A 20,533-nucleotide genomic window follows, 5' to 3' on the forward strand; every position below is an offset into this window, starting at 1 on the left:
ACAAGCATCGGAAAGCCCAACAATACTTCAGCAAGTCATACGACAACCTACAACAAGCCCAATAACAACAATTTTCTGTGCAGGGATTCACATGACGACCACACCCCCATTCAATCGCCTGCTCCTGACCGGCGCCGCCGGTGGCCTCGGTAAAGTCCTGCGCGAACGCCTGCGACCTTACGCCAACGTACTCCGTCTGTCGGACATCGTCGACATGGCGCCAGCCATTGATGATCGCGAAGAAGTCGTGCTGTGCGACCTCGCCGACAAGCAAGCGGTACATCAACTGGTTGAAGGCGTGGATGCAATCCTGCACTTCGGCGGCGTGTCGGTAGAGCGTCCGTTCGAAGAGATCCTCGGCGCCAACATCTGCGGCGTGTTCCATATCTACGAAGCGGCCCGTCGCCATGGCGTGAAGCGGGTGATTTTCGCCAGTTCCAATCATGTCATCGGCTTCTACAAGCAGGACGAAACCCTCGACGCCCACTCCCCTCGCCGACCGGACGGCTACTACGGTTTGTCCAAGTCCTACGGCGAAGACATGGCCAGTTTCTACTTCGATCGCTATGGCATCGAGACCGTCAGCATCCGCATCGGCTCCTCGTTCCCGGAACCACAGAACCGCCGAATGATGAGCACCTGGCTGAGTTTCGACGACATGACCCGACTGCTCGAACGCGCCTTGTACACCCCCAATGTCGGCCACACCGTGGTGTACGGCATGTCCGACAACAAGAGCGTCTGGTGGGACAACCGGTTTGCCGCACATCTGGGTTATGCGCCACAGGACACGTCCGAAGTGTTCCGCGAAAAAGTCGAAGCCCAACCAATGCCCGCCGAGGATGATCCGGTCCGGGTCTATCAGGGCGGCGCCTTTGTCGCGGCCGGGCCGTTCGGCGACTGAACCCTCGCCAATCCCCTCCATAAACAACCCAAGGGAATGCGTTGCCATGCAAGCCGAATTGATTGTCGATGCCCGCAATGCGGTCGGTGAAAGCCCAGTGTGGGTCCCCGAGGAAAACGCCCTGTACTGGGTCGATATTCCGGCCGGTGGATTACAGCGCTGGAATGCCGACAGCGGGCACGTTCACGCCTGGAAAGCCCCAGAAATGCTCGCCTGCATCGCTCGTCACAGCGCGGGTGGCTGGGTCGCCGGCATGGAAAGCGGATTCTTTCACCTGCACCCACACAACGATGGCAGCCTCGACAGCGAACTGCTGGCCCACGTCGACCACGCCCGCCCGGACATGCGCCTGAACGATGGCCGCTGTGATCGTCAGGGCCGTTTCTGGGCCGGCAGCATGGTGCTGAACATGGGCGCCAACGCCGCCGACGGCACGCTCTATCGCTACAGTGCCGGACAACCCGGGCCGCTCGACGCCCGGCTCAGCGGTTTCATCGTGCCCAACGGCCTGGGCTTCAGCCCGGACGGCAAGACCCTGTACCTCTCGGATTCGCACCCGAACGTGCAGCAGATCTGGGCCTTCGATTACGACATCGACAGCGGCACACCGTCCAATCGTCGACTGTTCGTCGACATGCATCACTTCCTTGGCCGCCCCGATGGCGCGGCGGTGGATGCCGAAGGTTGCTACTGGATCTGCGCCAATGACGCCGGGCTGATTCACCGCTTCACCCCCGATGGCCGACTGGATCATTCGCTCCCCGTGCCGGTGAAGAAACCGACCATGTGCGCCTTCGGTGGCAGCCAGCTCGACACCCTGTTTGTGACCTCGATACGCCCCGCTGACGACCATGACGAACAGTCGCTGGCCGGCGGCGTGTTCGCCCTCAACCCCGGCGTCAAAGGCTTGCCGGAACCGGTGTTCAACGAATTGTTTTAACCCCTCTGCTGCATCGCTGTGCCTTGCATAAAAAAAACAACAAGACTGGAGACACACCCATGGATTTCAAACGTACCTTGCTCGCCGCTGCACTTCCCATCACTGCAGCACTCACCTTCACCCTCAGCAGCGCCGCCCAGGCGCTGGAAATCAAATTCGCCGACATCCATCCCGCCGGTTACCCGACCGTGGTCGCCGAAGAACAGTTGGGCAAGACCCTGGTGGCCGACAGCAACGGCAAACTGACGTTCAAGATGTTCGCCGGCGGTGTGCTCGGCTCGGAAAAAGAGGTCATCGAACAGGCCCAGGTCGGCGCCATTCAGATGGCCCGGGTCAGCCTCGGCATCGTCGGGCCGGTGGTGCCGGACGTGAACGTGTTCAACATGCCGTTCGTGTTCCGCGACCAGGCGCACATGCGCAAAGTCATCGACGGTGAGGTGGGTGACGAGATCCTCGACAAGATCACTAACTCCGAATTCAACCTGGTCGCCCTGGCCTGGATGGATGGCGGCACGCGCAATATCTACACCAAAAAACCGGTACGCAGCCTCGCCGACCTCAAAGGCATGAAAATCCGCGTGCAAGGTAACCCGATGTTCATCGACACCATCAACGCCATGGGCGGCAATGGCATCGCGATGGATACCGGCGAGATCTTCAGTGCATTGCAGACCGGGGTCATCGACGGCGCGGAAAACAACCCGCCGACCCTGCTCGAACACAACCACTACCAGAACGCCAAGTTCTACAGCCTGACCGGGCACTTGATCCTGCCCGAGCCGATCGTGATGTCGAAAATCACCTGGGAAAGACTCAGCCCCGACCAGCAAGTGCTGGTGAAAAAAGCCGCCAAAGCCGCACAGGCCCAGGAGCGCACGCTGTGGGATGCGAAGTCGGCCAGCAGCGAAGAAAAACTCAAGGCTGCCGGCGTCGAGTTTATCACCGTCGACAAAAAACCTTTCTATGAAGCCACGGCTTCGGTCCGGGAAAAATACGGCGCGCCTTACGCCGACCTGATCAAGCGCATCGAAGCCTTTCAGTAACCCTCCCTGCATTCATGAAAGGCTCGGCACCGTTGACGAGTGAATCGTCAGCGGCGCCCGGTTACGGTGAAACCCGATGAAGAATCTGCTGCTGCGCATCAACGACAGGATTTACATGACCTGCATCTGGGTCGCGGGCTTGTCGGTCCTGGCCATCGCCTTGATCATCCCCTGGGGCGTCTTCGCCCGTTACGTCCTCGGCACCGGCTCTAGCTGGCCGGAGCCCACCGCGATTTTGCTGATGATGGTCTTCACCTTCATCGGCGCCGCCGCCAGTTATCGCGCCGGAGCGCACATGGCCGTGGCCATGCTCACCGACCGCATGCCCCCCGAACTGCGCAAGACCATGAGCATCGTTTCGCAACTGCTGATGGCGACCATTTGCCTGTTCATGGCCATCTGGGGCACCAAGCTCTGCCTGTCCACCTGGAACCAGTTCATGAGCTCTCTGCCCACCCTGCGCGTGGGCATCACCTACATGCCGATCCCCGTGGGCGGTGTGCTGACGCTGATTTTCGTGCTGGAAAAACTCTTGCTCGGTGACCAGAGCAACCGTCGGGTCGTGCGTTTCGACCTGGTTGAAGAAAGCGAAGGTGCCGCATAAATGGACGCTCTGATTCTGCTCGGCAGTTTTATCGCCTTGATCCTGATCGGCATGCCGGTCGCCTACGCCCTCGGGCTTTCTGCCCTGATCGGCGCGTGGTGGATCGACATCCCGTTCCAGGCGCTGATGATTCAGGTCGCGGGCGGCGTTAACAAATTCTCGTTGCTGGCGATTCCGTTCTTCGTGCTCGCCGGCGCGATCATGGCCGAAGGCGGCATGTCGCGCAGACTGGTGGCGTTCGCCGGAGTGTTGGTGGGGTTCGTGCGCGGCGGGTTGTCGCTGGTGAACATCATGGCCTCGACCTTCTTCGGCGCGATTTCCGGCTCTTCGGTGGCGGACACGGCGTCGGTCGGTTCGGTGCTGATTCCGGAAATGGAACGTCGCGGCTACCCGCGGGATTTCTCCACCGCCGTGACGGTCAGCGGTTCGGTGCAAGCCCTGCTGACGCCACCCAGCCATAACTCGGTGCTCTACTCGCTGGCCGCCGGCGGGACCGTTTCGATCGCTTCGCTGTTCATGGCCGGCGTGGTGCCGGGCCTGATGATGAGCGTGTGCCTGATGGTGCTGTGCCTGATCTTCGCCAGAAAACGCAACTACCCCAAGGGCGAAGTCATCCCCATGCGGCAGGCGCTGAAAATCTGCGGTGAAGCCATGTGGGGCATGATGGCGATGGTCATCATTCTCGGCGGCATTCTCTCGGGCATCTTCACCGCCACGGAATCGGCGGCAATCGCGGTGCTGTGGTCGTTCTTCGTCACCATGTGCATCTACCGCGACTACAAATGGAGCGAGCTGCCCAAGTTGATGCACCGCACGGTGCGCACTATCTCGATCGTGATGATCCTGATCGGCTTCGCCGCCAGCTTCGGCTACATCATGACGCTGATGCAGATCCCGGCGAAGATCACCACGATGTTCCTGACCCTGTCGGACAACCGTTACGTGATCCTGATGTGCATCAACGTGATGCTGTTGTTGCTCGGCACGGTGATGGACATGGCGCCGCTGATCCTGATCCTCACGCCGATTCTGATGCCGGTGATTCTGGGCATTGGCGTGGACCCGGTGCAGTTCGGCATGATCATGCTGGTGAACCTGGGGATCGGCTTGATCACACCGCCGGTGGGCGCGGTGCTGTTTGTCGGCTCGGCGGTGGGCAAGGTCAGTATCGAAAGCACCGTGAAAGCGCTGCTGCCGTTCTATGCCTTGCTGTTCCTGGTACTGCTGGCCGTGACTTACATTCCCGCCATTTCGCTGTGGTTGCCGCATTTGGTGTTGTGACCCCTGCAGGAGCCAGGCTTGCCGGCGAAGGCGTACTCAAGAACGCCTTCGCCGGCAAGCCTGGCTCCTACAAAAGCCTCATTCATTCATGTCCCACAAACATTCATATCGCTGGTCAACATGACGCCAACACTCCCGGAACTCGAAGACGAACTCACCCGCCTCACCCTCGCCCCGGAACTCGGGGCGAGCATCGTCAACTGGACCGTGAGCAGCACCGGCCAACCGCTGTTGCGCCACAGTGACCACCACGCCTTGAACACCGGCCTGCCCGGCAAACTTGCCTGCTATCCCCTGGCACCGTGGTCGAACCGCATTGCCGAAGGTGGTTTCGACTGCCCCGATGGCTGGCTCGCACTGACGCCCAACAGCCTCACCGATCCCTTGCCGATTCACGGCAGTGCCTGGCAACAGCCGTGGCAGATCGTCTCGCACAGCCGCGATGAAATCGTCCTGCAACTCGACAGCACCACGCCCTTCGCTTATCGCGCAAGACAACGTTTCCATCTGAGCGAGGGCACGCTGAGCATCGGTTTACAGGTCACTCATCTGGCCGAACACGCCGCCTGGCATGGGCTCGGTTTGCACCCCTACTTCCCGCGCACTGCAGGCACTCGGTTGCAGGCGCGGGCGCGACAGGTCTGGTTGTGCGACAGCACAAAACTGCCAACACAACTCACTTCGATACCCAAGGATTGGGACTTCAGCCAGCTCCGGGCATTACCCGAAACGCTAGTGGACAACGGCTTTTGCGAATGGGACGGCCACTGCCTGATCCAGCAACCCGAGCTGGGTTATGAACTGGAATGCCAGGCCACCGGCAGCGACTACTGCCTGCTCTACTGCCCCGTGGGCCTGGAATTTTTCTGTATTGAACCGGTGAGTCACCCGGTCAACGCCCATCACTTGCCGGGTCGGCCAGGGTTGCGTTTGTTGGAGCAAGGCCAATCCGCCGAGCTCGGTTTCAGCCTGCGCTATCGCTACGCCAATAGCTGAGTCAGCACCGCGCGCAACTTGCCGGGCTTCACGGGTTTGTTCAGCAGCGGCGCGTCGAGGCGCTGCAATGAGCGCCGGCACTGGTCGGTGCGGTCGGCGGTGATGATCACCGCTGGAATCGCCTGGCTGAAATGCTCGCGCAAATGCCGGACCACCTCACAACCCACCACCCCGTGATCCAGGTGATAGTCCGCCAGAATCAGTTCCGGCGCCTGTCCCTGCAAAGCCACCAACGCGGTGGCCTCGTCGGTAGCGGTGACCACCTCGCAGCCCCACTGCCCGAGCAGCGCGCTCATGCTTTCAAGAATGCTGACTTCGTTGTCCAGCACCAACAGCCGCCGGCCCGGTAACGGGTTGCCGGTACTCGGCTGCGGTGCGGCCTGGCTGATCGGCAGCGGGATCTCATGGGAAATCGGTACTTCGATGCTGAACATCGAACCGCGCCCCGGCAGCGAATGAACCTGAATCCTGTAGTCGAGGATCTTGGCGATGCGTTCGACAATCGCCAGCCCCAGGCCCACACCCTTGCGATCGGCGGCGCGCCCGACGTCCAGTTGGTTGAACTCGAGGAAGATCGAGTCAAGACGATCCGCAGGAATCCCGCGCCCGGTGTCCCAGACTTCGATACGCAGCGCATCACCCCGGCGTCTTGCCCCCAGCAGAATGCAGCCTTCGTCGGTGTAGCGGCAGGCATTGCTGAGGAAGTTGCGCAGAATCCGCGTCATCAGCCGCAAGTCGGTATGAATGGCGTAATCGCCCATGTGCACCCGCAGGTTCAACCCGGCTGCCGCGGCCACCGACTGAAACTCCGAGACCAGTGGCGCGAACAATTCGTCGAGGCGGTACAGGGCAATGTCCGGCTTCACCGCAGCCTGATCGAGGCGGGAAATATCCAGCAGATCGGTGAGCAAGTCTTCGGCCCCTTCCAGCGCCTGATGCGTGCGCTCCACCAGCACCTGCTCGACGTCGGGCAGCTTGCGCTCGCGCAAGGTCGAGATCAGCAAACGCGCGGCGTTGAGCGGTTGCAGCAGGTCGTGACTGGCGGCGGCGAGGTATTTGTCCTTGCTGCGATTGGCCGCCTCGGCGGCATCACGGGCGTCGCGCAAGGCTTCGGCGATCTGTTTACGCTCGGTGATCTGTTGGTGCAGATTGCGGTTGGCGTCCAGCAACTCATTGGTGCGCGCGGTGACCCGTTGCTCCAGTTGATCATTGAGCTGTTGCAAGCGCTCCTGGGCCTGTTTGCGTTCGGTGATATCGGCGACAAAGCCCTCCACCAAACCTTCCTGATCCGGCTTGAGCAGCAAGTTCATCAATACGTCGAGGACGCTGCCGTCCTTGCGCCGCAGCTGAGTTTCATAGCCCAGCAGGCTGCGCTCGCGCTGGAGGATTTCGCCGATGCTTTCCAGCTCTTGTGCCCCGCCGACGAACAACGTGCCCGCCAGGTCCGTCAGGGAAAACAGCACCTCCTGCGGGTTTTGATAGCCGAGCATCCGCGCCAGGGCCGGATTGGCGGCGCGCATGCCTTCCAGCAGGCTGGCCTGGAAGATCCCGTGCACCGCGTTTTCGAACAGCCATTTGTAGCGGTTGCGTTCGGTTTCCAGTTCATCCAGGCGCGCGGCCAGTTCCGGGTAATGACTCTTGCGCGCCGAGTGGTTGCCTAAGCCGAGTAATCCAGCCAGCGCCCGTTGTTGCTCGTCAGAGGGCTTCGCCATAGACGACCTCGACGTCGCGCTGACTGGATTCGCGCGGGTTGGTAAGGATGCACGGGTCGTGCATGGCGTGTTGCGACAGGAACGGAATGTCCGCCGTACTCACCCCGTGCAGGCCCAGGGTTTCGTGGAAGCCGATGGCGTGCTTGAGGGCGATCAGGTGGTCGACCAGACGCCCGCAAATCTGCCGGTGATTGAGGCCACGGCAATCGATACCGAAGGTCTCGGCGATCACTTTGAAGCGCTCCGGCGCCGAGCTGTAGTTGAACGCCACCACGTGTTCCACCAGCACCGCGTTGCACAGGCCATGGGGCAGATCGAGGAACCCGCCGAGGCTGTGGGACATGGCGTGCACCGCGCCAAGGATCGCGTTGGAGAACGCCAGCCCGGCCTGCATGCTGCCGAGCATGATTTTTTCCCGCAGGGCGATGTCGCTGGGGTTGGCGATCATTTGCACCAGATTGCCGTTGATCAGCCGCATCGCTTCCAGCGCGTGGGGGTCGGTGAGCGGCCCGTGACCGGTGGAGACAAAGGCTTCGATGGCATGGACCAACGCGTCGATGCCGGTACAGGCCGACAGGAACGGGTCCATGCTCAGGGTGGTTTCCGGATCGATCAGCGACACGTCCGGCACCGCGGCCTTGCTGACGATGGAAAATTTCATGCGTTCTTGCTGGTTGGAGATGATCACGAACTGCGACACGTCGGCCGACGTGCCAGCGGTGGTCGGGATCAGGATCAGCGGCGGACTGGGCATGCGCAACATGTCCACGCCCTCGAATTCGAGGATGTTGCGCCCGTGGGCGACGACGATGCCGATGCCTTTTCCGCAGTCCATCGGACTGCCGCCGCCGATCGCCACGATCACATCGCAGTGATTCTCCCGGTACAGCTCGGCGCCGAGCATGACCTCTTCAATCCGCGGGTTGGGCGAAACGTCGCTATACAAAAAGAAATCAATGCCCTGGGTTTGCAGACTGGCCTCGACATCGGCGACCCAACCGGCGGCAATCACCCCAGGGTCGCTGACCACCAGCACCTTGCGGGCGCCGAAGGTCTTGGCGTAGTTGCCGACATTGTGCCGACAGCCGGCACCAAAGATGATTTCAGGCGAAACGAATTTACGCAGCTGGCTGAGATTCTGGCTCATTGGAAAGCCTGTTTTTATTGTTTTGAAAGGTAAAGTCCACACTAACGCATCCGGCTGCGAATGCAATCAGACCAATGGATAGCGAGCCAGCCCGGGGGCGCACTCCGATTTCAGATTCACTGAAAATCCCTGTGGGAGCGGGCTTGCCCGCGATAGCTGTTTTACAGTCAACATCAATGTTGAATGTGCTGGCCTCATCGCGGGCAAGCCCGCTCCCACAGGGCTCTGTGTTCACAACTCATCCACGATAAATCAGCCGCGAAGCCTTTTCATTGCGCAAGGTCAGGTGCTCCATGCCCTGCCCCGGCGCGTCGGCTTCGTCCCGGGCCTTGAGAATAACGTCGTGGTGCGGCGACTTGCTGCACACCGGGTCGGCATTGGCGGCATCGCCGGTGAGCATGAACGCCTGGCAGCGGCAGCCGCCGAGGTCCTTGTGCTTTTCATCGCAGGAACGGCACGGTTCTTTCATCCAGTCATCGCCGCGAAAACGGTTGAAACCGAAGGAGTCGTTCCAGATGTGCGCGATGCTGTGCTCGCGCACGTTGGGAAACTGCACCGGCAACTGGCGGGCGCTATGACAAGGCAACGCCGTGCCGTCCGGGGTGATGTCGAGAAACAGGTTGGCCCAGCCATTCATGCAGGTCTTGGGGCGCTCTTCGTAGTAATCAGGGGTGACGAAAATCAGCTTGCACGGGTGGCCCTCGGCTTCAAGCCGCTGGCGATACTCGTTGGTGATCCGCTCGGCGCGCTGCAATTGTTCGCGGGTCGGCAACAGGCCGACGCGGTTGAGTTCCGCCCAACCGTAGAACTGGCACGTCGCCAACTCGACGAAATCCGCCTCCAGCTCCAGGCACAGTTCGATGATCTGCGCGATCTGGTCGATGTTGTGCCGATGGGTGACGAAGTTCAGCACCATCGGGTAGCCCTGGGCCTTCACCGCCCGGGCCATGGCGAGCTTCTGGGCAAAGGCCTTGCGCGAGCCGGCGAGCAGGTTGTTCACCTGTTCGTCGGCAGCCTGAAAGCTGATCTGGATATGGTCCAGCCCGGCAACCTTGAAATCGCGGACCTTCTGTTCGGTCAGGCCGATACCTGAGGTGATCAGATTGGTGTAGTAACCCATGTCCCGCGCCGCCTTGATCAGCTCGGCCAGGTCTTGCCGCACCAACGGCTCGCCCCCGGAGAAACCCAGTTGCGCAGCGCCCATCTCCCGCGCCTCGCGGAACACCCGAATCCATTCTTCTGTGCTCAACTCCTCACCCTGTTGGGCGAAGTCTAGCGGGTTGGAGCAATACGGGCATTGCAGCGGGCAGCGATAGGTCAGCTCTGCCAGCAACCATAGCGGTGGACCGGGTTGCTGTTCGATCCGGTTCACAAGGCGATCCCCCGGTGCCAGACCCGCTCGGTGGTGACGGTGTGATACGGCGGGCGATCCAGCTCATAGGCCATGCTCATCGCGTCGAGCATGCTCCACAGCACATCGAGCTTGAACTGCAGAATCTCCAGCATGCGTTGCTGGCCTTCGACCGTGATGTAGTGCGCCAGGGTGATGCGCAAACCATGCTCGACATCACGCCGGGCCTGGCTCAGACGCGTACGGAAATAGTCGTAACCGGCCGGGTCGATCCATGGGTAATGGGTGGGCCACGCATCGAGTCGAGACTGGTGAATCTGTGGCGCGAACAGTTCGGTCAGCGAGCTGCTGGCCGCTTCTTGCCAGCAAGCGCGACGGGCGAAATTGACGTAGGCGTCCACGGCAAAACGTACGCCCGGCAGCACCAACTCTTGCGAGAGGATTTGTTCGCGATCCAGCCCCACTGCTTCGCCCAGTCGTAGCCACGCTTCGATGCCGCCTTCACTGCCGGGGACGCCGTCATGGTCGAGAATCCGTTGCAGCCATTCCCGGCGCACGTCGCGATCCGGGCAGTTGGCGAGGATTGCCGCGTCCTTCAGGGGAATATTCACCTGGTAATAGAAGCGATTGGCGACCCAGCCCTGAATCTGCTCACGGGTGGCGCGCCCGGCGTACATGGCTTGGTGGAATGGGTGGTGGATGTGGTAATAGGCGCCTTTGGCGCGCAGGGCTGCTTCGAATTCGGCGGGGGTCATGGGGGAGTCAGTCATTGCGGTTCTCCGGGGAATAACCGTTGGGTTCTGCGGTGTCTGGTCGGGCCTCATCGCGGGCAAGCCCGCTCCCACAGGATTTAGGTGATCTCTGTGGGAGCGGGCTTGCCCGCGATAGGGCCTTCAGCTACAACACAATGTCCATGCCGTCATAAGCCACTTCAATCCCGCGCCGCTCCAGCAAGGCGCGCTCGGCCGAGTCTTCATCGAGGATCGGGTTGGTGTTGTTGATGTGGATCAGCACCTTGCGCTGGCGATTGAAGCCCTCCAGCACGTCGAGCATGCCGCCGGGGCCGCTTTGCGGCAGGTGGCCCATCTCGCTGCCCAGGCTCTGGCCGACTTCGCACACGTGCATTTCATCGTCGCGCCACAGCGTGCCGTCCAGCAGCAGGCAGTCGGCGCGCTGCATCCAGCTCAATACCTCGGCATCGATCTGCCCCAGCCCCGGCGCATAGAACACCGATGCACCGCTGCGCAGGTCTTCGATGAACAGGCCAATGGTGTCCCCCGGTTGCGGGTTGCCACGGTTGGGCGAATACGGCGGTGCATTGCTGACCAACGGAATCGCGCGAAATTGCAGGTGTGGGCAGGCCGCGATACTGAACGGCTCGCGATCCAGTTCGATGGATTGCCACTGCAAGCCACCGTTCCAGTGTTTGAGCATGGTGAACAGGGGAAAGCCGCTGCTCAGGTCTTCATGAACCCGCTCGGTGCACCAGACCGAATGCGGGCAGCCTTCGCGCAAGCTCAACAGCCCGGTGCAATGGTCGATCTGACTGTCCAGCAGGACGACACCGGCAATCGCCGTGTCACGCAAGCGTCGGGCCGGTTGCATGGCCGGGAAGCTTTCGAGTTGCGCGCGAATATCCGGTGAAGCATTGCAGAGCACCCACTCCACACCGTCGTCGCTCAGGGCAATGGACGACTGCGTGCGGCGTTGTGCGCGCAGGTTGCCGTTGCGCACAGCGGCGCATTGACGGCAGTTGCAGTTCCATTGCGGAAAACCGCCGCCAGCGGCGGAACCGAGAACGCGGATGTGCATGGTATGCCTCCAGAAGGCAGGCCCGGCCAACGCGACGGCTGACCGGGCGATCAATCAACGGTTGGCGAAGTACATCGTCACTTCGAAGCCAATGCGCAGATCGGTAAACGCGGGTTTATTCCACATGGGTCAATCCTCTTCTTGTGCCGGATGATTCCGGTAAAGCCATTAATGCACGGGAGAAGAGATGACCGAATGCTACTTTCGAAGGAGGTTGTGGGGTGCGTTGGTAGGGGGTGTTGCGCGGTCTTCAAGTACACCCATAACCCTGTGGGAGCGGGCTTGCCCGCGATGGCGGTGTCACATTCAACACATGCGTTGACTGACAGTTCGCTATCGCGGGCAAGCCCGCTCCCACAGGTTTCAATGGTGTTCTGGCGGGCTAGAAGAACCCCAGCGGATTGATGTCGTAGCTCACCAACAGGTTTTTGGTCTGTTGGTAATGGTCGAGCATCATCTTGTGGTTCTCACGGCCGACACCGGACTTCTTGTAGCCACCAAACGCGGCATGGGCCGGGTACAGGTGGTAGCAGTTGGTCCAGACGCGCCCGGCCTTGATCGCCCGGCCCATGCGGTAGGCGCGGTTGATGTCGCGGGTCCACAGACCGGCACCCAGGCCGAACTCGCTGTCGTTGGCAATCGCCAGGGCTTCGGCTTCGTCCTTGAAGGTGGTGATCCCCACCACCGGGCCGAAGATTTCTTCCTGGAACACACGCATTTTGTTGTGACCCTTGAGCAGGGTCGGCTGGATGTAATAGCCAGTCGACAAATCGCCTTCAAGGCGCTCGGCCGCGCCGCCGGTGAGCAGTTCGGCGCCCTCCTCCTGAGCGATTTTCAGGTACGAGAGAATCTTGTCGTACTGCTGCTCGGACGCCTGGGCGCCGACCATGGTTTCGGTGTCCAGCGGGTTGCCGCGCTTGATCTTGACGATCTTCTGCATCACCACTTTCATGAAGTCGTCGTAGATCGACTCCTGCACCAGTGCGCGAGACGGGCAGGTGCAGACTTCGCCCTGGTTGAAGAACGCCAGCACCAGGCCTTCGGCGGCTTTCTCGATGAACTGCGGCTCGGCGTTCATGATGTCTTCGAAGAAGATATTCGGCGACTTGCCGCCCAGTTCAACGGTGCTTGGAATGATGTTCTCGGCCGCGCAATGCATGATGTGCGCGCCCACCGGGGTGGAACCGGTGAAGGCGATCTTGGCGATGCGCTTGCTGGTGGCCAGCGCCTCACCGGCTTCGCGACCGAAACCCTGGACGATGTTCAGCACGCCGGCCGGCAGCAAGTCGGCGATCAGCTCGGCGAACACCATGATCGACAGCGGCGTTTGTTCGGCGGGTTTGAGCACGATGCAGTTGCCGGCAGCCAGGGCCGGGGCGAGTTTCCAGGCGGCCATCAGCAGCGGGAAGTTCCACGGGATGATCTGCCCGACTACGCCCAATGGTTCGTGGAAATGATAGGCGGTGGTCAGTTCGTTGATCTCGGCGGCGCCGCCTTCCTGGGCGCGGATGCAACCGGCGAAATAACGGAAGTGGTCGGCGGCCAGCGGTACGTCGGCATTCAGGGTTTCGCGCACGGCCTTGCCGTTGTCCCAGGTTTCGGTGACGGCGAGGATTTCCAGGTTCTGCTCGATGCGGTCGGCGATTTTCAGCAGCACCCGTGAACGATCCTGCGCCGAGGTTTTACCCCAGGCATCGGCGGCGGCATGAGCGGCGTCGAGGGCTTTTTCGATGTCGGCGGCGCTGGAGCGCGGGAACTCGGCGATCACTTCACCGGTGACCGGTGAGGTGTTGGTGAAGTACTCGCCGTTGATTGGGGCAACGAATTCGCCGCCGATGAAATTGCCGTAGCGCGGTTTGAAGGAAACGACGGCGCCGGGTGTTCCGGGTTGTGCGTAGATCATGGTGGGCCTCTGTCTGGGTCGATGCTATTGGGTAGTAGGTGATCGTTCCCACGCTCTGCGTGGGAATGCCTCAACGGACGCTCCGCGTTCGGCTCTGGCGGGGACGCAGAGCGTACCGGGATGCATTCCCACGCAGAGCGTGGGAACGATCAGGTTTGTGGTTGCCTGGGTTAATGCTTGGCAACCAGGTCTTTGGGCAGTTTAAAGGTCCAGAGCATGCCGCCCTGGTTGAAGTCCTTGACGCGCTTGGCCACTTCGCCGCCCCACAGCGGTACCGCGCCGCCCCAGCCGGAGAGCACCGAGACGTATTGTTCGCCGTCCATTTCCCAGGTGATGGGCGAGCCGAGCACGCCGGAACCGGTCTGGAATTCCCAGACTTTTTCGCCGGTCTTGGCATTGAACGCCTGCAGGAAACCTTCCGGCGTACCGGTGAACACCAGGTTGCCCTTGGTGGTCAGCACCCCGCCCCACAGCGGCGCGAAGTTCTTGTGGCGCCAGACTTCCTTGCCGGTTTTCGGGTCGATGGCGCGCAGCACGCCGATGTAGTCTTCATTCAATGGCTTGATAGTGAAACCGGCGCCGAGGAACGCCGCGCCTTTCTTGTAGGCGATGCCTTCGTTCCAGATGTCCATGCCCCACTCGTTGGACGGCACATAGAACAGGCCGGTGTCGCGGTTGTAGGCCATCGGCATCCAGTTTTTCGCCCCCAGGAACGCCGGCGCGACGAACACCGAACTGCCTTTGGCTTCGGAGCCCGGCGCACCCGGACGGCTGGCTTCGTTGTAGATCGGCCGACCGGTTTTATCCAGGCCGCTGGCCCAGGTGATCTTGTCCACGAACGGGAAGCCGCGGATGAATTTGCCGTTGGTGCGATCCAGCACGTAGAAGAAACCGTTACGGTCCGCGGTGGCAGCGGCTTTGATTTCCTTACCGCCTTCGTTGTAGTTGAACGACACCAGTTCGTTCACGCCGTCATAGTCCCATCCGTCGTGGGGCGTGCTCTGGAAGTGCCATTTGATGGTGCCATCATCCGGGTTCAGCGCCAGGCGCGAGGACGAGTAAAGGTTGTCGCCAGGGCGCAGGTGCGAATTCCACGGTGCCGGGTTACCGGTGCCGAACAGCAGCAGATTGGTTTCCGGGTCGTAGTAGCCGCCCAGCCAAGGGGCCGCGCCGCCGGTTTTCCACAGGTCCCCCGGCCAGGTCTTGCCCGCTTCGCCGCCGGAGATGCCGTTTTCTACCGCTTTACCGTCCTTGTAGACATAACCCATGTGGCCTTCAACGGTTGGTCGGCTCCACAGCAGGCTGCCGTTTTTCGGGTCGTAGGCTTCGATCTTGCCCACCACCCCAAACTCGCCACCGGCCACGCCGGTGATCAATTTGCCGTTGATGACCAACGGCGCGGCGCTGATGGAATAGCCCTCCTTGTGGTCGGCGACTTTCTTGCTCCAGACGACTTTGCCAGTGTCCTTGTTCAGGGCCACGAGTTTGGCGTCGAGGGTGCCGAAAATCACCAGATCGCCATACAGCGCCACGCCACGGTTGATCACGTCACAGCACGGGCGGATGTCATCGGGCAGGCGTGCGTCGTATTGCCAGAGCTTGCGACCGGTGCGCGCATCCACCGCGAATACGCGTGAGTAGGAGCCGGTCATGTACATCACGCCGTCCTTGATCATCGGCTGCGCTTGCTGACCGCGCTGCTTTTCCCCGCCGAACGAAAAGGCCCAGACCGGGCGCAGATCCTTCACGTTGTCGACATTGAGGGTGTCCAGCGGGCTGTAGCGCTGACCCTGGACGCCCAAACCATTGGTGACGACCTGCTCCGGGTTCTTCGGGTCCTGGAGAATGTCTTGATCGGAGACTGCGGCCAATGCCTGGCCGGACAACAGCATGGCACTGAGCAGCATGCTCAAAACGAAGGGTTGGCGACGTGCGGGTTGGGTCATGACGGCTGCCTCTGCGGTTTTTGTTATACCCGGGAAATTTTCCCGGTCTGGTGCAGATTCTTGGGCGCCGCCGCCCTTGCAACAATTACCCGCAGTGCGGAGATTGCTAGTTCCTTAGTACCGGGTCGGAGGAGATGAACACAGGATTGATCGTTCCCATGCTCTGCGTGGGAATGCCTCAACGGACGCTCCGCGTTCGGCTCCGGAAGGGACGCGGAGCGTCCCGGGCTGCATTCCCACGCGGGAGCGTGGGAACGATCATCACTTGCCCGCGGCGGAATCCACCCGCCTCATCTGCCCCCGTTCGTAACGCGGGTACAAATGGCTGACGCTGCGAATCAGCTCATAGCGGCTCAGGCTGATCCCGGCGAAACGCTCGGGGATGGGGCTGCGGATCATCTCGGCCATGTCGCTGCCATGGGCGGCGCCGTCGCGCATCAGCTGGTCCAGCCAGGTCAGGTAATCGCGCATCTGTTCGAACGGTTTTGTATCCGTGGCCACGGGGCCATGGCCGGGGACAACCAGCGTCCACGGCAAATCTTGCAGGGTCGCGATGTCCGCCAGCCACACCGACAGCCCTGGACTGTTAGGCGTGGTCAGGGCGCGTTGATAAAACACCAGGTCCCCGGCAAACAGCACGCCGGTTTTCTGGTCGAGAATAGCCAGATCCGCGCCGGTGTGCCCACCCAGACTCAGTAGGCGCAAATCGTGATTCCCAAAACTTTGCACACCTGGCATCAGCGTCTGCGTCGGCAACACCACTTCGGTGCCGCGCATCCAGTCGCCCACCAGCCGATACATGTTCTCGGCCATGGCATCACCCTGTTGACGCAACAGCTCGGTGGTACCGGCCAAGGCGCCGATCGGCACATCGGTGAAAGCCTGATTACCCAGCACATGATCGGGATGGTGATGGGTCAGCAGCACCTGGATCACCGGCTTATCGGTAGTCGCCGCAATCGCTTTGCGCAGAGCTTCGCCATAACGTTTCGACGGCCCGGTGTCGATGACCACCACGCCCTGTTCGGTGACGATGAACGCGGTGTTGACGATGTTGCCGCCGTTGCTCTTGGTGAAATTGTCGGTGCTGCCTTCCAGCAACCAGGTGTCTTCGGCGATCTGCCGGGGCTTGAGTGCGTAATCGGGATCGGCCAAGACCGGCAGGCTCAGGCTGATGAACAACAGCAGCATCCAGCGCATCACACGCTCCTTGGGTCAGGGTATGGCCGCATCGAATTGATTGCCGCTGTTGTCGCGCAGCATCAGGCGCGTCTGCCCTGCGCCTTCGATGTCGAAAGCCAGGTTGGGGTTTTCGCTGACCGCCGGGAATAACTCCAGACGCGCCAGCAGTTGATCATTTTGATCGCGCAGCTCTGCGTGACTGATGAAGAACTCCGGGATGCCGCCGACCATGCCGTTATCCATTGGATGCGCCACCTGCAAACGCACGCGACTGAACTCACCACGGGGATAACGACCGCCGAGCACTTCGCCGATGTGTTCTTCCCAGCCCGGCTGGGTGCGCACCACGCTTGGCGCCGTGCAGCCACCGCCCGCCGCGTCGATCAGGGTCGAGCCGACATGCCACAGCCCGTCGCGGGTCAGTACCGCCGCGCGCAATGGCGTGGCCTGTTCAACGCGGATGCGAATCGACAGCCACGGCAGCACACCGGTCAAGGGTTCGAAGTCGACGATTTTCGGCAGTGGATTGAGCTCGGCCCAGGCGAGGATTCGCACCACTTCGCCCTTGAACGCCCGGGCGTCGATTTCCAGCGGCACTTGCCGGGCGTCTTCGGCAAATGGCGGCGCGAGCAACTTGACCCGCTCGTCGAACACGAATGGTGCGTCGCCGAGCATCTGCTTGTGATAGAACGCCCACATCACCGAGGGCACCGGATCGACTTCAACCGCCTGCGCGGCCAAGGGCAACCAACAGGCCAACAGCCAACGCGCGCGCCAGTTCATTGTTGATACATCTCGGGTACGTCATACCGCAGGCCATAATGGGCATAAATGCTTTTGACCGTGCCCTCGAGAATCAACGCTTCCAGCGCCTCTTCAACGGCATAGGCCAGTTGCCGGTTGCTTTCATGCACCGCCATGCCGATCTCCCAAAGCTGCTTGCCCATGTTCGGATAGGCGTTTTCCGCCAGCGCCACTTGCGGGTCGGCGGCCTGATGAACTTGCCAGTCGATCTCCCCGCGCATGGCCATCACCGCGTCGACTTCACCGGCCTTCATCGCGGCAAACGCCTGAGGCACGCCGGGGTAATGGCGAGTCTTGGCGGCGAGCATGCCGTTAAACGCCGAGGTCAGGTAAAACGACGGCACGCTGTCGACTTCAACGCCAATCGGGTGTTGCTGAAACACCGCGACGCTGGCCACCGAATCCAGCCGGCGACGGTCATAAGCCACTTGCCATTGTTCGGTCTGGTACGGCCCGAACATCACCACATGGCCGTTTTCCAGTTCGCCCAGTTCATTGCGTTTCTGTGAGTAATCGCGATCGTACGGCACGCGCATCATCAGGTCGGCCAGTTGCTGATTGTGCAGCTGACTGGCCCGCCAGATGTAATCGCGCAGGTCGTCGTCGAGCTTTTCCCCGGCGGGCGCCCAGATCAGTTTCAGGCGTACCCCCATGGCCTTGGCCAAGGCCTGGGCGAGTTCAACATCGACCCCACGAGGCTGGCCGGCGTCTTCGAAACTGTAGGGGGCGAAATCCTTGTAGACCGCGACTTTCAGCTCGGCGGCGGCGATCATTTCGTCATAGGTCCGGACCTGTGCCTGCGCTGCCTGGCAGCACAGCCACACAGCGCTGATCAACACCGCGAGCAGGCGCATGGGTCACTCCTCGACGTGCACGCTGTCCAGGTAGGTGCGCACCGCCCACAAGGCTTCCTGACTCAAGTAGTCGGCCATCTTCGGCATGTACACCCGGCCGTCACGCACGGCGCCATGGCGCACGCGTTCGACGAACCATTCATCACCGGCCTCGCCGACGTCGAGCATGCGCAAGTCAGGGGCGATGCCGCCGGACTTGGCTTCCAGGCCATGACAGGCCGCGCAGTTCTGGTTGTAGGCCGAAGAGCCGATTTGCACGGCTTTATCCCGTTCCGGGGAGGAACGATAAGGGTTCGCCGCCGCCCAACCATCGGCATCGACCTGCACACCGGCATCCTTGATCGGGGTCAGTCCCTGGGTTTCGACGGCTTGGGGTACCACGTTGCCGTGGGCCCAGACGGAACCTGCGCTGATAAAACCGGCCAGCAGTCCGGCAACGAGCAAGGCGTTGCGTTTTGTTGTCATTGTTATGCCCTCAAGATTGCACGCAAAACCTCTTTGAAGAGGCTATGGCACCCATCTTAGGAACGGCTTTGCGCCAACCCCATGCTGCTTTGGTGGTCGCGGCCTACTCCCTTGGTAGTAGGGCTTGCGGCGCAGGCCCACCCAATACGGGGCGCGCGCCGTGAAGCTTGTCGACGCCGATCAGGGTCAGGATCAGCAAAAATGGCAGGAGCAGTGCTTTGAGAATTCGCATGGTCAATCTCCCCCCTTGAGTGATGGCCGTTGTAGCCCATGCTAAAACCGCGCCGCCTGGGGTGAGTTACTACCTTGGTACTGGCCCATCGGTACTTTCTGCATATTTCCCCGCCCGTCCAGGGTTCCTATGCTGACGCTACCTGTGATGGAGTGCCTTTATGCGCCAGCTCGCCCCTTACGCCTTGATCTACCTGCTGGCGATTGCCTGCGCCGCCGGGGTGGCGACCCAGAGTCAGGCGGCGGATGCACCGTTGCGGGTGCGAATCGGCTACCTGGGTTATCGCCCCGACCCCGGTCCGTTGCTGTCGAACGTTATTCCCGAACCCACCGATGCCGGCCTGCGCGGCGCCGAACTGGCGATCACTGACAGCAACAGCACCGGGCGCTTTCTCAATCACAGCTACAGCCTGGTCAGCGCCAGCGTCGACAATCCGGATGCGCTGATCGAAGCGGCCAAAACCCAACACGAACAGGGCCTGCGCCTGTTTGTGGTGAATGCACCGGTGGAAACCCTGCGCCGACTCAGCGCCGTGCTACCCGACAGTCTGCTGTTCAATGCCGGCAGCCCCGATGACAGCCTGCGCAGCACCGACTGCCTGCCGAACGTGCTGCACAGCCTGCCAAGCCGCGCAATGCTGGCCGATGCGCTGGCGCAATTTCTGGTGCTGCGTAAATGGCAACGGGCGCTGCTGATCGTCGGCCCCACTGCGGACGATCAAGCCTATGCCGCCGCCCTGCGGCGGGCGGCCAAACGTTTCGGCCTGCAACTGGTGGCGGAAAAAGCCTGGAGCTTCGATAACGACCAGCGCCGCAGCGCCCAGGCCGACATGCCGCTGTTCACCCAGACCGCCGAGTACGACGTGGTGCTGGTGGCCGATGAACGCGGTGACTTCGGCGAGTACGTGCCCTACCAGACCTGGTTCCCACGGCCGGTCGCCGGCACCCAGGGCCTGACCCCGGTGGGCTGGCACAAGTCCGTGGAAACCTACGGCGCCGCGCAGTTGCAGAAGCGCTTCGAAGCCCTGGCCGGGCGCTGGATGAACGACCGGGATTTCGCCGCCTGGATGGCCGTGCGCAGCATCGCCAGTGCGGTGGGCAAACTGCGTCAGGCCGATGCCATGGCGATTCGTACGCTTGAAATCAGCGATCAATTGCCGCTGGACGGCTTCAAGGGTCGCAAGCTCAGTTATCGGCCGTGGAACGGTCAGTTGCGCCAGCCGATCCCCATCGTGCAACCCCGGGCGCTGGTCAGCACCTCGCCGCAAGACGGTTTCCTGCACCCCGTCAATGAAATGGACAGCCTGGGTTACGACAAAGTCGAGGTTAGCTGCCGCTTTCTCTGATCGCCTTTTTCA

20 protein-coding genes are annotated in these 20,533 nt (G+C 61.5%); 7 read left to right on the top strand and 13 right to left on the bottom strand.

The window, feature by feature from the left end:
• Window positions 1–91 precede the first annotated feature (91 nt).
• The 6 genes from MMG91_RS01950 (at window position 92) to MMG91_RS01975 (ending at window position 5,768) form a co-directional block, all read left to right on the top strand.
• Window positions 92–904, top strand: coding sequence for an NAD(P)-dependent oxidoreductase (locus tag MMG91_RS01950; protein WP_310658554.1), 813 nt, complete (start codon window positions 92–94; stop codon window positions 902–904).
• A gap of 46 nt (window positions 905–950) precedes the next feature.
• Window positions 951–1,844, top strand: coding sequence for an SMP-30/gluconolactonase/LRE family protein (locus tag MMG91_RS01955; RefSeq protein ID WP_310658555.1), 894 nt, complete (start codon window positions 951–953; stop codon window positions 1,842–1,844).
• Window positions 1,845–1,903: 59 nt separating this feature from the next.
• The gene (locus MMG91_RS01960) at window positions 1,904–2,887 is read left to right on the top strand and encodes a TRAP transporter substrate-binding protein (RefSeq protein WP_310658556.1); all 984 of its coding nucleotides are present in this window, start codon (window positions 1,904–1,906) and stop codon (window positions 2,885–2,887) included.
• Window positions 2,888–2,963: 76 nt separating this feature from the next.
• Window positions 2,964–3,491 carry a TRAP transporter small permease gene (locus MMG91_RS01965; RefSeq protein ID WP_305449422.1) on the top strand — a complete coding sequence of 176 codons (528 nt, stop codon included), beginning with the start codon at window positions 2,964–2,966 and terminating at the stop codon, window positions 3,489–3,491.
• On the top strand, window positions 3,492–4,772 hold the full coding sequence (locus MMG91_RS01970) for a TRAP transporter large permease (RefSeq protein WP_310658557.1): 1,281 nt from the start codon (window positions 3,492–3,494) through the stop codon (window positions 4,770–4,772).
• A 120-nt stretch (window positions 4,773–4,892) separates the two neighbouring features.
• Complete coding sequence (locus tag MMG91_RS01975; protein ID WP_310658558.1) at window positions 4,893–5,768, top strand: aldose 1-epimerase; 876 nt, start codon at window positions 4,893–4,895, stop codon at window positions 5,766–5,768.
• On the opposite strand, the gene MMG91_RS01980 is transcribed toward MMG91_RS01975, so the two are convergent.
• From MMG91_RS01980 to MMG91_RS02040, 13 genes are all read right to left on the bottom strand, one after another.
• On the bottom strand, window positions 5,753–7,480 hold the full coding sequence (locus tag MMG91_RS01980) for a NahK/ErcS family hybrid sensor histidine kinase/response regulator (protein WP_305449419.1): 1,728 nt from the start codon (window positions 7,478–7,480) through the stop codon (window positions 5,753–5,755). The genes MMG91_RS01975 and MMG91_RS01980 overlap by 16 nt on opposite strands.
• Window positions 7,464–8,627: an alcohol dehydrogenase-like regulatory protein ErcA gene (gene ercA / locus MMG91_RS01985; protein ID WP_310658559.1), complete on the bottom strand. Its 1,164-nt coding sequence runs from the start codon at window positions 8,625–8,627 to the stop codon at window positions 7,464–7,466. Before ercA ends, MMG91_RS01980 begins: the two co-directional genes overlap by 17 nt.
• Before the next feature lie 238 nt (window positions 8,628–8,865).
• Window positions 8,866–9,999, bottom strand: a complete 1,134-nt coding sequence (pqqE, locus tag MMG91_RS01990; RefSeq protein ID WP_310658560.1) for a pyrroloquinoline quinone biosynthesis protein PqqE — start codon at window positions 9,997–9,999, stop codon at window positions 8,866–8,868.
• Window positions 9,996–10,748 carry a pyrroloquinoline-quinone synthase PqqC gene (gene pqqC / locus MMG91_RS01995; protein ID WP_310658561.1) on the bottom strand — a complete coding sequence of 251 codons (753 nt, stop codon included), beginning with the start codon at window positions 10,746–10,748 and terminating at the stop codon, window positions 9,996–9,998. Before pqqC ends, pqqE begins: the two co-directional genes overlap by 4 nt.
• A gap of 127 nt (window positions 10,749–10,875) precedes the next feature.
• Window positions 10,876–11,790 carry a pyrroloquinoline quinone biosynthesis protein PqqB gene (gene pqqB, locus MMG91_RS02000; protein ID WP_310658562.1) on the bottom strand — a complete coding sequence of 305 codons (915 nt, stop codon included), beginning with the start codon at window positions 11,788–11,790 and terminating at the stop codon, window positions 10,876–10,878.
• Between the two features lie 54 nt (window positions 11,791–11,844).
• Window positions 11,845–11,916, bottom strand: coding sequence for a pyrroloquinoline quinone precursor peptide PqqA (gene pqqA / locus MMG91_RS02005; RefSeq protein ID WP_010455123.1), 72 nt, complete (start codon window positions 11,914–11,916; stop codon window positions 11,845–11,847).
• Between the two features lie 256 nt (window positions 11,917–12,172).
• Entirely contained in the window at window positions 12,173–13,693 is a 1,521-nt protein-coding gene (locus MMG91_RS02010) for an aldehyde dehydrogenase family protein (RefSeq protein WP_310658563.1), read from the bottom strand.
• A gap of 170 nt (window positions 13,694–13,863) precedes the next feature.
• Window positions 13,864–15,639: a PQQ-dependent methanol/ethanol family dehydrogenase gene (locus MMG91_RS02015; RefSeq protein WP_305506380.1), complete on the bottom strand. Its 1,776-nt coding sequence runs from the start codon at window positions 15,637–15,639 to the stop codon at window positions 13,864–13,866.
• A 261-nt stretch (window positions 15,640–15,900) separates the two neighbouring features.
• A complete protein-coding gene (locus tag MMG91_RS02020; protein ID WP_310658564.1) occupies window positions 15,901–16,839 on the bottom strand; it encodes a quinoprotein relay system zinc metallohydrolase 1 in 939 nt (312 codons plus the stop codon).
• A gap of 15 nt (window positions 16,840–16,854) precedes the next feature.
• On the bottom strand, window positions 16,855–17,604 hold the full coding sequence (locus tag MMG91_RS02025) for a quinoprotein dehydrogenase-associated SoxYZ-like carrier (protein WP_310658565.1): 750 nt from the start codon (window positions 17,602–17,604) through the stop codon (window positions 16,855–16,857).
• Window positions 17,601–18,479 (bottom strand): ABC transporter substrate-binding protein, encoded by an 879-nt coding sequence (locus MMG91_RS02030; protein ID WP_305449410.1) that lies wholly within the window; start codon window positions 18,477–18,479, stop codon window positions 17,601–17,603. Before MMG91_RS02030 ends, MMG91_RS02025 begins: the two co-directional genes overlap by 4 nt.
• 3 nt (window positions 18,480–18,482) lie before the next feature.
• Window positions 18,483–18,944 (bottom strand): cytochrome c-550 PedF, encoded by a 462-nt coding sequence (pedF, locus tag MMG91_RS02035; protein ID WP_052963467.1) that lies wholly within the window; start codon window positions 18,942–18,944, stop codon window positions 18,483–18,485.
• Between the two features lie 103 nt (window positions 18,945–19,047).
• On the bottom strand, window positions 19,048–19,176 hold the full coding sequence (locus MMG91_RS02040; protein ID WP_305449409.1) for a hypothetical protein: 129 nt from the start codon (window positions 19,174–19,176) through the stop codon (window positions 19,048–19,050).
• 160 nt (window positions 19,177–19,336) lie between these two features.
• Between MMG91_RS02040 and MMG91_RS02045 the strand changes: the two genes are divergently transcribed.
• Window positions 19,337–20,521: an ABC transporter substrate-binding protein gene (locus tag MMG91_RS02045; protein WP_310658566.1), complete on the top strand. Its 1,185-nt coding sequence runs from the start codon at window positions 19,337–19,339 to the stop codon at window positions 20,519–20,521.
• The last annotated feature ends 12 nt before the right edge of the window (window positions 20,522–20,533 follow it).

Source organism: Pseudomonas sp. JL3, from assembly GCF_031570575.1.
GTDB lineage: Bacteria > Pseudomonadota > Gammaproteobacteria > Pseudomonadales > Pseudomonadaceae > Aquipseudomonas > Aquipseudomonas cucumis.